Source organism: Catenulispora yoronensis (assembly GCF_039531695.1).
Lineage (GTDB): Bacteria > Actinomycetota > Actinomycetes > Streptomycetales > Catenulisporaceae > Catenulispora > Catenulispora yoronensis.
This window is the reverse complement of sequence record NZ_BAAAQN010000001.1, coordinates 342,512-356,963: the sequence shown is the minus strand read 5'-3', so window position 1 is coordinate 356,963 and position 14,452 is coordinate 342,512. Positions and strand designations below refer to the sequence as shown.

The following is a 14,452-nucleotide window of genomic DNA, read 5'->3' as shown; positions in this document are numbered from 1 at the left end:
ACACCGAGGAGTGATCGACGGACGCGGCATCAATGGCAGGTGGACGGGCCAGGCCCCGCCACCGGCACAGTCAGGTCGCTGCCGGCGCGAATTAAGGAGGAACTCAGCTGGTTGGCCTTCTCAAGAGCGTCGACGGTCGTGTGACAGCGTACTGCGATGGCCGACAGCGTGTCGCCGCTTCGCACATGCACCAGGACGCCGGCCGCTGTAGGGACAAGGGGGAGCCTGGATTCAGTGACCACAGGGAGGTGCAGGTTCGCCCACGGCTCTGTCCCCAGTCGCGATGGCAGGGGCGGAACGAGCGCCGGCATGGAGGGGAATCCGCTGAACCGTCCCGGGATCGAAGGGAACCCGAACGTCGGAGACATGCTGGGGCCGCCGGTCGCGGGTCCCGGTGCGGGCAGTACCCCGATCGTCACCAGCGCGAACCCGAGCGACGCGACCAGGATCTGGGTGACCCGGACGTCCACCGAGCCGATATCGGGCCGGTAGGCGCTGACCACCAGGTCGCTGAACAGCCCGTCCCAGTTCCGGCCCAGGCAGGCCATCGCCGGTTCCGGGTCCCGCAGCGCCGGGTCGGGATCGCCGACGCCCAGCATGTCGAGCCGTTCGCGCAGCCCCGGGTGCGTGTCCTCGCCGCTCGGGGCGGGGATCCGCGGTGCGCCCCGCATCAGCTGTGTGAACTGCCGCTGTCCGTCCGGTCCCTCGATCCACAGGTGGAAGGCGTTGAAGATGTTCTCCCACAATGGTTTGGGCTTCTGGACCGGTGGCGTGAAAGTGTTCCATCGCGCGGCGGCGGCGTAGACGGCGCACAGTCCGGCGCCGAACACCTCCGGTCCCACACTCGCCGCCGCCAGCGCGTCGGCCTCCAGTTCCTGCTGCCGGTTCATGGGCAGCGAGACCCGGTCGTAGGCGGTGTTGTACGCGGTCAGCAGGCGGTGCATGCGCCCGTGGCTGTCGCCCGGCGCGGCCGACGGAGCCAGCGCCGGGGCGTGGCAGCGCGCGTAGGCGGGCCGGATCGAAGGCGAGTGCCGGTAGGCCATGACGGCCCAGCGGGTGTGGTTGCACGCGTAGTGCGCCAGCTCGTGGGCGAGGACGGCGCGCAGTTCGCTGGTCCGCAGCGCGCTGATCAGCGGGGCGCCGATGTAGAGCCGCCTGGTCCAGCCCCGGAACAGCCCGCGCGGGAGGAGTTCCTCGGTGACGGCGGCGTTCGGGGTGTCGGTCAGCCAGACCTGGTGCGGCGCGGTGGTACCCAGCGCCTCGGCGAGTTCTTGCAGCGTCCGCCACAGGTCCGGGGCCTGCCGCGGGCCGATCTGCACGGCTCCCGCCGGCTTCGGGCGGGCTGCCCGTCCGATCCGGGTGATGGTGAAGGACAGCAGGACGACCAGGATCAGGACTCCGATGCCCAGGCGCTTGTCGGCCATGGCGGCGTTGCTGTAGCGGTCCCGGGCAGTCAGGCCGCGAACCAGGATCACGGCACCGGCCGTCGCCATGGTGGCGAGCAGTCCGTACGCCATGATCGGCCGCCGCGCGCGGTCGGCGGCCGCGACCGCGTAGAAGGCCGCGATGAAGAACGGCGTGATTCCCACGGCCGCGATGCTGATCAGGGCACTGTTCGAGCCGTAGCCGCCCGCGGACGCCTTCGTCGCGACGACGGCGTCCGCGAGCACCAGGCCGAGCACGAGCAGGTGCAGGTCCATCAGCAGCCAGGCCGCGAGGACGAACCGCAGGGCGGCGCTTCTCATGGCCGGTCCTCGGCGTATTGATCGGCTTCGGACGCCGGATGGTCCTCGGACGCCGGACCGTCTTCGGAGGCCGGACCGTCTTCGGCCGCCGGATGGTCTTCGGACGCCGGATCGGCTTCGGCCAGGACCGTCAACGCCGTTCGCACCCGGGCGCCGACCGCCGCGGCGGATTCGGCAAGGGCGCCGGCCAGCCAGTGCTCGGCGGCGGCCAGCCGCTCGGCCAGCGGATCGACGGCGGTCGGTCCGGCGCCGGCGAAGGTGGCCAGCGAGACCGTCGGGACCAACTGCAGATTGCCCCCGCGGATCCGGCCGGCGCGGCGTGCCGATTGCATGCCCAAGCGCTTTCGCAAAGTGGTCCGGGCCTTGTTGATATGGGCGCCGACTGTCCCTGGTGAGATGCCCAGGTGCTCCGCGATCTCCAGGTAGGACAGCCCGCACAGGCTGTGCAGCACCAGGGCGGTGCGCTGTTGGTCCGCCAACTGCCCGATCGCCTTCAGCACGGCCCGGGCCTCTTCGGTCTCCTCCGTCGTGGCCTGCGGCGGTGCCGGCAGCCTCCAGAGCGCCTCCTCCCGGCGGCTCCGTTTCGCCACCTCCGCGTGCCACAGGTTCGCCATCACCCGGACCAGCCAAGCCTCCGGCGAGTCATACTCGACTCGGATCCGGTCCCAGGCTTTGTGGGCGGCCAGGTAGGCCTCCTGGACGAGGTCCTCGGCGTCCTGTCGTCGGCCGGTGAGTACCGCGGCTCGGGCCAACGTGCGGCCGGCGGTGCGGTGGACGAAGTCCTCGAAGCTTTGGTGGTCAAAGCTCCCGCTGGCGTTCGGATCCACACGACGTCTCCTTCGGAGTGTCTTCCAGGTCAACCTTCCGCCTCTTAGAGGGCCAGTGGACGGCTTTTCTTTACTGCGATTCACCGGTTCCGTTCCAGAACGGCGGCGACCCGTTCCAGATTGTCCCCATCGGACACAAGCCGCAATCGGTGCATGACGGCTCGGGCGTCCTCAAGGACATCTGTGCGCGCCTCGGCATTGCCCGCCTGCACGAAGCAATCCGCGGCCGCGGCGTAGGCCCTCACAGCTTCGCCACGCTTGCGCAGCCTGCTCAAGCAATTGGCGAGGCAGTGGTACGCGAACCCAAGATCCTCGACAAGGTCGCTGCCACGCAGGAGGCTGATTCCCTGACGAGCGACCTCGACCGCCTTGCGGTACCGGCCGAGCATCCGCAGGCAATCGGCGAGTCGGCACAGTGCGGCACCCTGCTCGTCCGCCTGGCCCAGGCGTTGGTAGACCTCGGCAGCCTTCTCAAAGACGGCCGCCGCCTCGGTGTCGAGGTGCGCTTCCTCCAGGGTTCCGCCGTATATCGTCAGCGTCTTGGCCAGCAAGTCCAGCTCCCCGAAACGGCGCGCGGCACCGAGCGCGCGGCGGGCCGCGTCCACGGACTGCTGGCTCTGCCCGGCCACGGTGTGAGCGATGGCGGCCAGCAGGGACGACAGGGCCTCGTTCTCGTCGTCACCGACCTGCTGATACAGATCGGCGGAGCGCAGCTGCGTGACGGCGGCGTCAGCGTGCCGGTCGAGACTGGTGAGGACGTTGCCCAGCCTGCTGAGGAGAAGCGCGGCTTCCTCCCATTCCTCGCACTCTTCGTACGCTGTGATCGCGTCGCTATATGCCTCCGCGGCCTCTGCGAACCGACCCGCCTCCGCCAGCCGGTCCCCGAACACCCGAGAGGTGCGCGCTGCGCTGTCCCGATTGCTGCCGGCCTGGCTCTGCGCGGAGAGCTTCCGCAACACGTTCAACCCGATCTCGGCCATCGCGCCCTCCGGCAGGATCCCGGCAGGGAGCGAGGTGGAGCCCTCGTCGCCGGCCAGCATCTCTGTGCGCCGGGCGCGCGCGACAGCGAGTCGTGTCGGGAATCGCGAATCAGGCCATTGCTGCGCGAGCCGTTCAAGGATCGGGATCGCCTCATCGAAGGCTGACACGGCCTCGGCGCGCCGCCCAAGCCGCCCGAGCACCTCGGCCTGACTGGCGAGAGCGGTGACGAGATCGGGTTCGTGGCGGGCCGGTCGCGCGGCGGCCAGCGGCCGGACAACGGCCACCGCTTCCTCGGCCAGGACGATTGCTTGTGCGAGACGGCCGTTCTCGGCCAGCGCGCCGACGTTGATGTGCAGGCTGTCGAACAGGTCCGGCAGATAACGGGCCCTGCTGCGCTCGACCAGGCGCCGACGCATGGTCAACGCCTCAGCAGCCACTTCAAGGGCTTGATCGTGCTGCGCCGCCTGAAGAAGCATCGAAGCGAGGTTGTTCAAAGCTTTGGCGAGATGATGCTCATACGCTGCGGGGTTCTCAACGGTTAGGGGACGCAGCAACTCGATGGACTCCATGGTCGCGGCGAGGGCGCCGTAGGTGTGTCCCACGTCGTGTCGTGTCAGTCCCAGTGTGGTCAGGCCGACGGCCAGATCAGCCCGATAGCCGCTCTCCGAGGTCTCGACGAGCGAACGCAGCGCGTCGACGGCTTGTTCGGACCACGTCAGGGCGGCTGCGGATTGACTGAGCGCCTGTAGGCGGAGCGCCAGGCTGTTCGCGGTGTCGGCGAACAGCGGAAGAAAGCGGTCCCGGTCACTGTCGACCAGCGTGCGCGCAAGATGCGCTGCTTCCTCTACGCACCGGTGCGCTTCCCGGTGATGGCCGAGATCGGCGTAGCAAGACCCCAGACTGCGCAACGCCGAGGTGAGATTCGGCAAGAGCGCCGGATCGCGCTCGGAGAGGATCCTGAGCCGAGCGACGTTCGCCTCGTTTCCGGCCAGCGCGTAGGCGGCCTGACCGAGCGCGGTGTGCAGGATGCTGAGATTGACCTGGTTGACCGCACGGCCGGCGGCGGTTTCACCGTCGTCGTCAGTGCCCTCGGCGGCCTCTGCCGCGATCCGGAAGGCCTCTTCCGCCTGCTGCATGTACTCGCCGGCCGCGTCCGGGCGTCCGGCGCGTGCCAGAGACCTGCCTACCTGGGTCAACGTCTGGCCGTGGAACGCACTGAAGCGTGCTGGACTGTTGGCGGCCAGCTCCTGCGCGGCCACCATTGCTTGCGCGGCGGCCAGCGTGGCCTCGCCGAAGTCACCGACTTCGTACAGCAAGATACTGCGATACTGCTGGTCGAGCGCGAGTGGCGTGATCACCGAATCCGTGGCGATGGCTTTGAGTTGCGCGATGTGGTGCGTTACGGCGGCCAGCCCTATGGGGTTGCGCGAGGTGCTCTCGGGGAACCGGGTCGCCAGTTCGTGCACCAGGGCGCCGAGATCGGAGACGTCCAGTGTCGGTGGGCCCGCGACGTCCGCGTCGGGGCGTTCCAGCACCTCAACGACCGCGGATCGGAAGCGCACCGGATCCACCCGCACCACCGCCGGGAGGAACCCGGGCGGATGATCGCGGACCAGCGCCTCCACCACGGATCGGATGCGTCGCCAGCCCTTGGCGTGCAGCTCGTCGGCTCGCGGGGTCGACAACGCTCGGGTCAGCACTCTGACGATGTGATCGGCATGGGCTGCCGACTCCGCCGGATCGCAGAGGTCGAGGAGAGCGCGGTGGGCGTCGGCATCGGCGCTGTCGTACTCGGCGATCATCAGCAGATGCGTGTCGGCGAGGCGGTCCGGGCGCGGCTGTTCCCACTGGGCGCCTTCGGCCGACGGATAGATCCGGCCCAGGAGCCCCGCGAGCCGGTCGAGATGGTCGTCGCCGAGCGCCTTGAGGACGGTGCTGGCGGCCAGACGCCGGCGCGCCTGCTCCCTGGACGCGGCGGGATGCATGATGACGGCGGCCAAGGCGTGTGCCTGCTCGGCTTGCCGACGTTCGGCGGTCGCCGCGACGCGCACCTCCGCGCTCAACCAGGCAGTGGCCAAGTACCGTCGTTCATGCCTGACGAGCTCGGCGACCGGATCGCGCCGAGGGTCTTCCTCCCCAGGATCGCCGCCGGTGCCGTATTTGACGGCCAGGACCCTGATGAGCGCCTCGGCGAAGAGGTCGAGCGTGGTCGCATAGCGTCCCGGCGGACGTGAGGTCAGCGACTCCAGCGCAGGAAGGTCACGTAGGAATCCGGAGGCGACCGCGTAGTGTGCGAAGGCAGCGATCGCACCGGCCCAGACCGCGTCACCGGTGACGCCCGGCTGTTCGCTCACCGCATTCAGCAGCACCGGGTCGGGGTCGATCCAGGGATGCAGCGGACTGGTCACCGCTATCTCGTCCCACCAGCCGGCGGTATGGCGCGCGAGCAACAGGATTCTGATGTTCTGGCCGTCGCCTCCAGCAGGCGTGGCGAGCTGCGCGGCTGTGCGTATCAGCTGAGGAAGCAGGGCGGCGTATTGCTCCGCGTAGTCCACCACGAGAAGGGCCGATCGGCCGAAGCCGACGAGCGACTCCATGGCCCCGGTGATCCGCTCGATCGCCGGGACCGTGCGGTGCGCGACGTCGGCCCCGCCATGGCTTGCCTCGGCCGATGGCGCGAGGTCGACGAATCCCGCGGCCCAGCCCGGCTGCTGCCGCACCCGCTCGCACACCCGCTGCGCGAGATGGCTCTTGCCCTGGCCGCCCTGGCCCTCGACCAGCCGGACCAGCGGGCCGTCCGGAGCCAGGCACCAGCGGGCCAGCCGCTCGGTCTCCGGCCGCTCGATCAGATCGATGATCCCGGCCTCCGGCCGGAGCCACTGCGTGGGCCGGTCCAGGAACAGCGGCGCGGGCATGGCGAACAGCCACGCCGCCGCCTCCTCGACGGTCGCCGCCGACGGCGCGCCTGCCGAGGAGCCCGCGCCGATCTGCTGAAGGATCACATTGCGATCGCCATGCACCACAACGCTGTCGGTGAGGTGGCCGTACCTGAAGTCGTTCATAGGTCGGGCCGACCGAGGGTGGCGTCCAGGAAGCTGAGACCAGTGCCCATGCCCATCGTGCCTCACCGTCATCGCTCGGGCCGGTAGCGAATACGCGTACTGATTCTGTAGGCACAACACTCTACGCCGACGAAGGCGCACGGAGACCAGCGGCCCGACGCCCTTTCGTTCCGGTCCAGGATCGCCACACCTCGTCTCAGGGCTCGATGAGAACCTTCAACGCCGTGCGATCGGCCATCGCGCGGTATCCGTCCGGTACGTCGTCGAGGCCGACGGTGCGGTCGAAGACCCGGCCGGGTTGGACGCGGCCGTCGAGCACGTCGGGCAGCAGCTCGTCGATGTAGGCGCGGGCCGGGGCGACGCCGCCGGTCAGGGTGATGTTGCGGAGGAAGTCCGGGAAGCCGAAGGACACCTTGCTGTACTGCGGCGCGCCGACGCGGCTGATGGTGCCGCCGGCCCGTACAACGCCGAACGCGGTGGTCAAGGCCTGCTCCAGGCCGACGCATTCCAGCACGGCGTGGGTGCCGTCGCCGCCGGTCAGCTCCTTCACCTTCTCGACGCCCTCCGCGCCGCGCTCGGCCACGACGTCGGTGGCGCCGAACTCCAGGCCCAGGTCGGTGCGGTCCTTGTGGCGTCCCATCAAGATGATCCGCTCGGCGCCCAACCGCTTGGCGGCCAGCACCGCCGACAGTCCCACGGCGCCGTCGCCGATGACGGTGACCGTGGTGCGGGCGTCAACGCCGGCCGTCACGGCGCAGTGGTGTCCGGTGCAGAACACGTCGGACAAGGTAAGCAGGGACGCCAGCAGCGCGGGGTCCGCGCCGACCGGCAGCTTCACCAGGGTTCCGGCGGCTTGGGGCACGCGCACGGCCTCGCCCTGGCCGCCATCGACCCCGTCGCGGGCCCACGATCCGCCGTGGCGGCAGGAGGTGTGCAGGCCCTCCCGGCAGAAGTCGCAGGTCCCGTCCGACCAGACGAAGGGCGCGAGGACCAAGTCGCCGCGGGAGAGCCCGGACACCTCGGAGCCGAGGTCCTCGATGACGCCGAGGAACTCGTGCCCGATCCGGTCGCCGTGCGGGGTGGCGGGCTTGGAACCGTACTGCCACAGGTCGCTGCCGCAGACGCAGGCGCGCACCACGCGCACCAACGCGTCGGTGGGCTGCTTGATGACAGGATCCGGCACCTCGCCGACCCGCACGTCGCCGGCACCATAGATCAGGGTCGCCCGCATGAGAATGAGTCCTTCCAGACGGTTTCAGGTCGATGTGCCGCGGCTCAGCGCTCCAGCATCCGCATCTGCGCCTCGGTGTGGTGGTCGCCGGCCGGCGGTGTCAGGGCAGTGAGTTGGGCGATCTGCTCGTCGGTGAGCTGCACGCCCTCGGCGGCGACGTTCTCCTCCAGCCGGTGGATGTGGCGCGTGCCGGGGATCGGGACGATGTCCTCGCCCTGGGCCAGCAGCCAGGCCAGCGCGATCTGGGCCGGCGTGGCGCCGGCTTCGGCGGCGACGGCCTCGACCTCGGCCAGTATGCGCAGGTTGTGCTCGAAGTTCTCGTCGGCGAAGCGCGGGTTGCTCGTGCGGGAGTCGTCGGCGGCCAGGTCGTCCCGGGAGCGGATCTTCCCGGTCAGGAAGCCGCGGCCGAGGGGGGAGTAGGCGACGAAGCCGATGCCCAGTTCGCGCAGCAGGGGAAGCACCTTCGGCTCCTGGTCCCGGGTCCACAGCGAGTATTCGGACTGGACGGCGGCGACCGGATGCACGGCGTGTGCGCGCCGGATCGTCTCCGGCCCGGCCTCCGAGAGCCCGAAGTGCCGGACCTTGCCCTCGGCGACCAGTTCGGCGAGCGTGCCGGCGACGTCCTCGATCGGGGTCCCGGGGTCGACGCGGTGCTGGTAGTACAGGTCGATGTGGTCGGTGCCCAGGCGCTTCAGGGAGCCCTCGATCGCGGTCCGGATGTTGGCCGGGCTGCTGTCCAGGTTGCGCGGGCCCGCGCCGGCGTGCGAGACGAAGCCGAACTTGGTGGCCAGCACCACCTCGTCGCGGCGGTCGGCGATGGCGCGGCCGACGAGTTCCTCGTTGGTGAACGGTCCGTAGATCTCGGCGGTGTCGATCAGCGTGACGCCGAGGTCCAGGGCGCGGTGGATGGTGCGGATCGCCTCGGCGTCGTCCAGTCCTTCCCGGCTGTAGACGCCGGCCATCGACATCGCGCCCAGGCCGATGCGGGCGACGTCCAGGGATCCGAGTGTGACGTGTTGCATGAGTTCTCACCTTCGTCGCGGGCCGGGGTCCCGTGCCCCTCGGTCCCATACAAGCGGTATCCGTCTCGGCCTGGGAGTTCTTGATGTTCCTGGTACTGCCAGGACCTCCCAGGCCGGGCCGGTTCGAAGTACCGTCGGGGCATGCACCGCGGCAACGACGTCGACCCTCGCAGCGAGATCCGCGACTTCCTCACTACGCGACGCGCGAGGATCTCGCCTGATCAGGCGGGCCTTCCGGCTTACGGCACCGAGCACCGCCGGGTTCCCGGCCTGCGGCGCGAAGAGGTCGCCATGCTCGCCGGCGTCAGCGTCGACTACTACACGCGCTTGGAACGCGGAAATGCTCGCGGGGTGTCCGACCAGGTGCTGGACGCGCTGGCTCGGGCCCTGCACCTCGACGAGGCCGAGACTGCCCACCTCTTCGACCTGGTGCGCGCCACCAACGCCGCCGCGTCGGCTGCGTCGGCCCGGTCGGCCGCGTCGGCCGGGCACCGTCCGTCCGGGCAGCGGGTCCGGCCCGGCATGCAGCGGCTCCTCGACACGATGGCCATGGCGCCGGCCTACGTCCGCAACGGTCGTATGGACGTCCTGGCGTCCAACAGCCTGGGCCGGGCCCTGTTCGCCCCGCTGTTCGACAGTCCCGTCCGTCACACCAACATCGCCAGATTCATGTTTCTCGATCCGGCGGCCCAGGACTTCTACGACGGTTGGGACCGCCACGCCGCCGATACCGTCGCGCTGCTGCGCGCCGAGGCCGGCCGCAATCCGTACGACAAAGCGCTGTCCGACCTGATCGGCGAGTTGTCCACCCGCAGTGAGATCTTCCGTGTCCGCTGGGCGGACCACAATGTCCGCTTTCACCGCTCGGGGATCAAGCATCTGCACCATCCCGTCGTCGGCGAGCTGATGCTCAGCTACGAGTCGATGGAGCTGACGGCGGATGCCGGGTTGCGGCTCAATGCCTACAGTGCGGAGCTTGGTTCAGCGTCCCAGGACGCGCTCAATGTGCTGGCCAGCTGGTCTGCGACGACGACCACGGCGGTCCAGGAGTCCTGACCACCCGGGGTCCGGCCTGGCTCCAGGCTCAGCCGCGCCCGGTCTTCAGGCTCGCCTTCATTGCGTCGATAACTGCCTTCGACTCGCGCAGGCTCGCGCCGGTGAGCGAACGATGCAGTTTGATGGCCTGGATCGGCTGGTCGCCGCGGACGAGTTCCATGACCGGATCCGTCACGGACGCGGGAATCCGGTCGGCGACTGTCAAGGCCCTGAGTCCGTAGGCGGCGTCCTCGTCGACTCCCAGCCGCGCGAGCAGCAGATCGAGTTTGGCCTCGATCGCGGCGAGCCGTTGCTCGGTGCTGATGTTGTCGGACGTCATAGCGCCCACGTTAGCGGTCCCGCCGCGCGCCGGCACGTGAATCGGATTCGCAGCGGATTCGCAGAGTATCTGTAGCGCGGCAGCTCACTGTGGAGGTGCTTCCAGACCAGCGCTGGGAGTGCGTCCGCCAGAGCCGTCATTCAGATCGGAGCATCACCCGTGAGCACGAGCCGCTACAACTGGAACCGGACCCACCCCGGTCTGGTCAGTCTGCAAGAGGCCATCGAGCCGGTCCGGCGCCAGGTCGTCACCCACGCGATCTACAAGGAGATCTCCACCCTGGAGAACGTCCAGACGTTCCAGGAGAACCACGTCTTCGCGGTGTGGGACTTCATGTCCCTGCTCAAGTCGTTGCAGCGGCAGCTGACGCGGGTCGAGCTGCCGTGGATCCCGTCCGGCCCGACCGCCAGCCGCCGCCTGATCAACGAGATCACCCTGGTGGAGGAGAGCGACGAGCTCGGCGAGGGCTACATCAGCCACTTCGAGCTCTACCTCGACGGCATGGCGAACGCCGGCGCCTCGCGCCTGGCCGTCGACGCCTTCATCGACCTGCTGCGCGACGGCACCCCGGTCGCCGAGGCGATCACCGGCGCCGGCGTCCCGGCCGCGGCGGCCGACTTCATGGCGACCACCTGGCGGATCATCACCACCGAGCCGGTCCACTGCCAGGCCGCCGCCTTCGCCTTCGGCCGCGAGGACCTGATCCCGGAGATGTTCCAGCAGGTCATCGGGATCGCCGACCCGGACGGCCGCCTGGAGGCGTTCAAGGACTACCTGGCCCGCCACATCGAGGTCGACGGCGAACAGCACACGCCGATGGCGATGCAGATGCTCATCGACCTGTGCGGCGAGGACCAGTCGCGGTGGGACGCGTGCGCCGGGACGGTGAACGCGGCGCTGGAGGCCCGGGTCGCGCTGTGGGACGGGATCGTGGGCCTGCTCAAGGGCTGACGGGGGACTGGGAACGGAGAGATTGCTGACAGTGGGCTGACAGAGGGGATCGGCGGCAGACCGGCTTGGCCCCGCTCGGCTCCGGCGCTGGCATCCGTCCCCGGCTCCGCCACCTGTTCGCCATCTCAGAAGCGCGCCGCGCAACTCCTATAATGTCTATGGACAAAGGGGGCTGATGGGGAACGCGAACTGCTGGCCCCGGCCACTCGTCCTCGACCCAAGGAAGCGCCCATGTCTGTCACCGATCAGTACCTGCTGAACAACGAGAACTACGCCGCCGGCTTCACCGGACCGCTCCCGCTGCCGCCGTCGCAGAACGTCGCCGTCCTGGCCTGCATGGACGCCCGGCTGGACGTCGCCGCTGCGCTGGGGATCGGCGAGGGCGAGGCCCACGTCATCCGCAACGCCGGCGGCGTCGCGACCGACGACGCCATCCGGTCGCTGGCGATCAGCCAGCGGCTGCTGGGGACGCGGGAGATCATCCTGGTCCACCACACCGAGTGCGGCATGCTGACGTTCACCGACGACGACTTCAAACAGCAGATCCAGGCGGACACCGGGATCAAGCCGGCGTGGGCCGCCGAGGCGTTCCCGGACGTCGAGGAGGACGTGCGCCAGTCCATCCGGCGCATCAAGGCGAGTCCCTTCATCCCGCACACCGACGCGGTGCGGGGGTTCGTCTTCGATGTCGCCGACGGCCGGCTGAACGAGGTCAAATAGCGAATAGCCGACCGCGAAGCGAAACGCTCGCCGTCCGGACCCGAAGGTCCCGACGGCGAGCGTTCTGCTTTACGGTAGGTGCCCAGTGGTTCCGGGGCGTCAGTACGCTGACGCGGCGAGAGCCAACGCCGGGACGAACCGTGCCCCGTCGATGGTGCCCCAGCCGGTCGCCATGTCGTAGCCGACTCCCGCGCTGGGACCGGTCACGCCGTTGTCGCTGATGTTGCCCACGGTCACGTCCTGGATGCCCGTGAACTTGCCGATCCGCGGGTTCGTCGACAGCGGGCCCAGCTGGTACAGCGCCGAGTTGATGGTGCCCAGCCGGTGGCCGGCCACCTGGTCGGCGAGCGCGACGACGCCGGCCATGATCGGGCAGGACTCGCTGGTCCCGGCGATCAGGTGCCAGCCCGGGCGGGTGAAGCTGAAGTACACCCACGCCGCGCCCGACAGGGTCGCGCTGAACGAGATGTCCGGCGTGCCGCGCTGGGCGCCGACCACGGACTTGACGCCGTTCTGGTAGTCGGGCCGCTTGAACACGTGGGACTGCCCGCCGCCGCCGACGACGCCGCCCGGGTCGAGCAGGTCGTTGTCGTTGCCGGTGACGTCCGGTGCGGTGCGGTTGCCGTTGTCGTCGATCGCCGGGTAGGTGCCGCCGATCGAGGTGACCAGCGGGTCCGAGGAGGGCCAGGAGTTCGCCGGGTACGGGAAGAACCCGTTGCCGTCGAGGGTCTGGCTGGTCACGCCGTTGTCGCCGGAGGAGGCCAGCACCGTCACGTGGTGCGCCGCCGCGTCCTTGTACGCGTACCGCAGGTTCGTCAGCGACGAGAAGTCGTGCTGGTCGAAGCCCGGGAACGTGTCCTCGGTGGCGCCGAAGCTCTGCGAGATGACGTCGCCGACCCCGGAGTCGATGAGCGACTTCTCCGCGTCCATCATCTCCGGCAGGCCGGTGACGCCCTCGGTCTCGGCGACCGCGGTCTCGGCCAGCACGATCTTCGCGCCGGGGGCGATCGCGTGGGCGTACTCGACGTCCAGCGTCGTCTCCTCGGCCCACCCGATCATGGTGGAGTCGTTCGGGTCGAACGGCGGGACGTTCCCGAACTTCCGGATGTCCACCGTGGTGTCCGGCAGGCCCCACTGCTTGTCGAAGACCTCCAGGTCGGCCTGGATGCTGGGCGACCCGTAGGCGTCGACGATCACGATCGTCTTCCCCTTGCCGGTGACCCCGGCCTGGTACAGCGGGTTCAGGTCATAGGCGCTGCGGTACTGCAAGGGGCTGTAGCAATTGATCGCGAGCTGCGTCAGACATTGCGACGTCGGCAGCGGCGTGGGCAGGTTCGCCACCTCCCGGCTCCCCGAGATCATCGGGTGCACCTGGGTGCTCTTGCCGGAGCCCTGGCTGCCCGCGGACGTCACGGTGGACGCCGCGGACGAGGCCGCCAGGGTGAACGCGCTCGCTATGGCGAGGCTGAGCGCGCCGGCACGGGTGGCACGTTTGCGGGTGCTCATTTGACTCCTAGTCCTTGGAAAACACCCCGATGGAACAGTGCACTGTGCACGTCACTCAAAAGGCGGGCGGAACGCAATGGCGCACCGCCGCGATTGACTGAATCGTTATCGGGAAACAGGGTTTACCCTCTGTGAGTCAGGACACTGTTTCAAATCGCGCGAGTGCCGCGTCGGAGGACGGTCACTGTGCGTGGCGCCCAAAACCGATATCGGGCGGGCCGACCACGGTGATAGAACTGCCGCTGTGCATAAGTCTCTGGCGTTTCCCGACCTGCTGCGGCTGATCGACGAGCGCGCGACCGCCTTCCGCGCCGTGATCGCCTCGGCACCCAGCCTCGACGTCCAGGTGCCGACCTGCCCGGAGTGGACGCTGTTCGATCTGGCGCAGCACCTGGGCCAGGGGCGCCGCTTCCGGGCCGCCACCGTCGCTGCCGGACCCGCCGACGCCGCCCCGGCCGAGGCGGTCGCCCAGCGCGCCGTGCCGGCCCCCCGGGAGCGCGACGAGCTGCTGGCCTGGCTGGCCCTGACGACGCAGGAACTGCTGGACGCGCTCCAGGCCTCCGACCCGGACGGCGCCTGCTGGACCGGCTGGGGCGCCACCCAGTTGACGGACACCTGCGGTTCGGTCGCCCGGCACCAGGTCCAGGAGATCGCGGTGCACACCTACGACGCCCAGGCCGCCGTGGGCACCCCGCAACCGCTGCCGTCGGAGGTGGCGCTCGACGGCGTCGAGGAGAACCTCTTCATCACCTGCTACACGACGGTCCCGTGGCCGCACAAGCCCACAGCCTTCGACTTGCACGCCACCGAGGGCCGCTCCTGGCGCCACACGGTCGACGGCGACGGTGCCCGGACCACCCGGCTGCCCGCCGCCGGCGAGGACCCGGACGCGGCCGGCGTTTCGCTGCGCGGTACGGCCAGCGATCTGGTTCTCTTCCTGTACGAGCGCATTCCGGTGGACTCTCTGGAGGTCGACGGGGACGCGGGGCTGCTCGAACTGCTCCGCACCTGGGAATGGTGGCTGTGACGGCA

Annotated in this window: 11 protein-coding genes; 4 read left to right on the top strand and 7 right to left on the bottom strand. The window is 69.5% G+C overall.

The window, feature by feature from the left end:
• Positions 1 to 29: 29 nt before the first annotated feature.
• From ABD481_RS01235 to ABD481_RS01215, 5 genes are all read right to left on the bottom strand, one after another.
• Complete coding sequence (locus ABD481_RS01235) at positions 30 to 1,745, bottom strand: M48 family metalloprotease (protein ID WP_344663573.1); 1,716 nt, start codon at positions 1,743 to 1,745, stop codon at positions 30 to 32.
• On the bottom strand, positions 1,742 to 2,572 hold the full coding sequence (locus ABD481_RS01230) for an RNA polymerase sigma factor (protein ID WP_344663572.1): 831 nt from the start codon (positions 2,570 to 2,572) through the stop codon (positions 1,742 to 1,744). Before ABD481_RS01230 ends, ABD481_RS01235 begins: the two co-directional genes overlap by 4 nt.
• An 80-nt stretch (positions 2,573 to 2,652) precedes the next feature.
• A complete protein-coding gene (locus tag ABD481_RS01225; RefSeq protein ID WP_344663571.1) occupies positions 2,653 to 6,615 on the bottom strand; it encodes a tetratricopeptide repeat protein in 3,963 nt (1,320 codons plus the stop codon).
• A 196-nt stretch (positions 6,616 to 6,811) separates the two neighbouring features.
• Positions 6,812 to 7,846, bottom strand: coding sequence for a zinc-binding dehydrogenase (locus tag ABD481_RS01220; protein WP_344663570.1), 1,035 nt, complete (start codon positions 7,844 to 7,846; stop codon positions 6,812 to 6,814).
• 44 nt (positions 7,847 to 7,890) lie between these two features.
• Complete coding sequence (locus ABD481_RS01215) at positions 7,891 to 8,868, bottom strand: aldo/keto reductase (RefSeq protein ID WP_344663569.1); 978 nt, start codon at positions 8,866 to 8,868, stop codon at positions 7,891 to 7,893.
• 141 nt (positions 8,869 to 9,009) lie between these two features.
• Between ABD481_RS01215 and ABD481_RS01210 the strand changes: the two genes are divergently transcribed.
• A complete protein-coding gene (locus ABD481_RS01210; RefSeq protein ID WP_344663568.1) occupies positions 9,010 to 9,924 on the top strand; it encodes a helix-turn-helix transcriptional regulator in 915 nt (304 codons plus the stop codon).
• Positions 9,925 to 9,952: 28 nt separating this feature from the next.
• On the opposite strand, the gene ABD481_RS01205 is transcribed toward ABD481_RS01210, so the two are convergent.
• Positions 9,953 to 10,243 (bottom strand): hypothetical protein, encoded by a 291-nt coding sequence (locus ABD481_RS01205; RefSeq protein ID WP_344663567.1) that lies wholly within the window; start codon positions 10,241 to 10,243, stop codon positions 9,953 to 9,955.
• A 159-nt stretch (positions 10,244 to 10,402) separates the two neighbouring features.
• Here ABD481_RS01205 and ABD481_RS01200 point away from each other — a divergent pair, with 159 nt between their 5' ends.
• Positions 10,403 to 11,194, top strand: coding sequence for a DUF3050 domain-containing protein (locus ABD481_RS01200; protein ID WP_344663566.1), 792 nt, complete (start codon positions 10,403 to 10,405; stop codon positions 11,192 to 11,194).
• A 231-nt stretch (positions 11,195 to 11,425) separates the two neighbouring features.
• On the top strand, positions 11,426 to 11,914 hold the full coding sequence (locus tag ABD481_RS01195; protein WP_344663565.1) for a beta-class carbonic anhydrase: 489 nt from the start codon (positions 11,426 to 11,428) through the stop codon (positions 11,912 to 11,914).
• Between the two features lie 99 nt (positions 11,915 to 12,013).
• Here ABD481_RS01195 and ABD481_RS01190 read toward each other — a convergent pair whose 3' ends face one another.
• The gene (locus ABD481_RS01190) at positions 12,014 to 13,420 is read right to left on the bottom strand and encodes a S53 family peptidase (RefSeq protein ID WP_344663564.1); all 1,407 of its coding nucleotides are present in this window, start codon (positions 13,418 to 13,420) and stop codon (positions 12,014 to 12,016) included.
• Between the two features lie 244 nt (positions 13,421 to 13,664).
• Here ABD481_RS01190 and ABD481_RS01185 point away from each other — a divergent pair, with 244 nt between their 5' ends.
• Entirely contained in the window at positions 13,665 to 14,447 is a 783-nt protein-coding gene (locus tag ABD481_RS01185) for a maleylpyruvate isomerase family mycothiol-dependent enzyme (RefSeq protein WP_344663563.1), read from the top strand.
• The last annotated feature ends 5 nt before the right edge of the window (positions 14,448 to 14,452 follow it).

What these genes read in the sequence shown, in the direction of transcription:
- ABD481_RS01235 (WP_344663573.1), bottom strand. Translation starts at nt 1,745, where the DNA reads ATGAGAAGCGCCGCCCTGCGGTTCGTCCTCGCGGCCTGGCTGCTGATG.
- ABD481_RS01225 (WP_344663571.1), bottom strand. Translation starts at nt 6,615, where the DNA reads ATGAACGACTTCAGGTACGGCCACCTCACCGACAGCGTTGTGGTGCAT.
- ABD481_RS01220 (WP_344663570.1), bottom strand. Translation starts at nt 7,846, where the DNA reads ATGCGGGCGACCCTGATCTATGGTGCCGGCGACGTGCGGGTCGGCGAG.
- ABD481_RS01215 (WP_344663569.1), bottom strand. Translation starts at nt 8,868, where the DNA reads ATGCAACACGTCACACTCGGATCCCTGGACGTCGCCCGCATCGGCCTG.
- ABD481_RS01210 (WP_344663568.1), top strand. Translation starts at nt 9,010, where the DNA reads ATGCACCGCGGCAACGACGTCGACCCTCGCAGCGAGATCCGCGACTTC.
- ABD481_RS01205 (WP_344663567.1), bottom strand. Translation starts at nt 10,243, where the DNA reads ATGACGTCCGACAACATCAGCACCGAGCAACGGCTCGCCGCGATCGAG.
- ABD481_RS01195 (WP_344663565.1), top strand. Translation starts at nt 11,426, where the DNA reads ATGTCTGTCACCGATCAGTACCTGCTGAACAACGAGAACTACGCCGCC.
- ABD481_RS01190 (WP_344663564.1), bottom strand. Translation starts at nt 13,420, where the DNA reads ATGAGCACCCGCAAACGTGCCACCCGTGCCGGCGCGCTCAGCCTCGCC.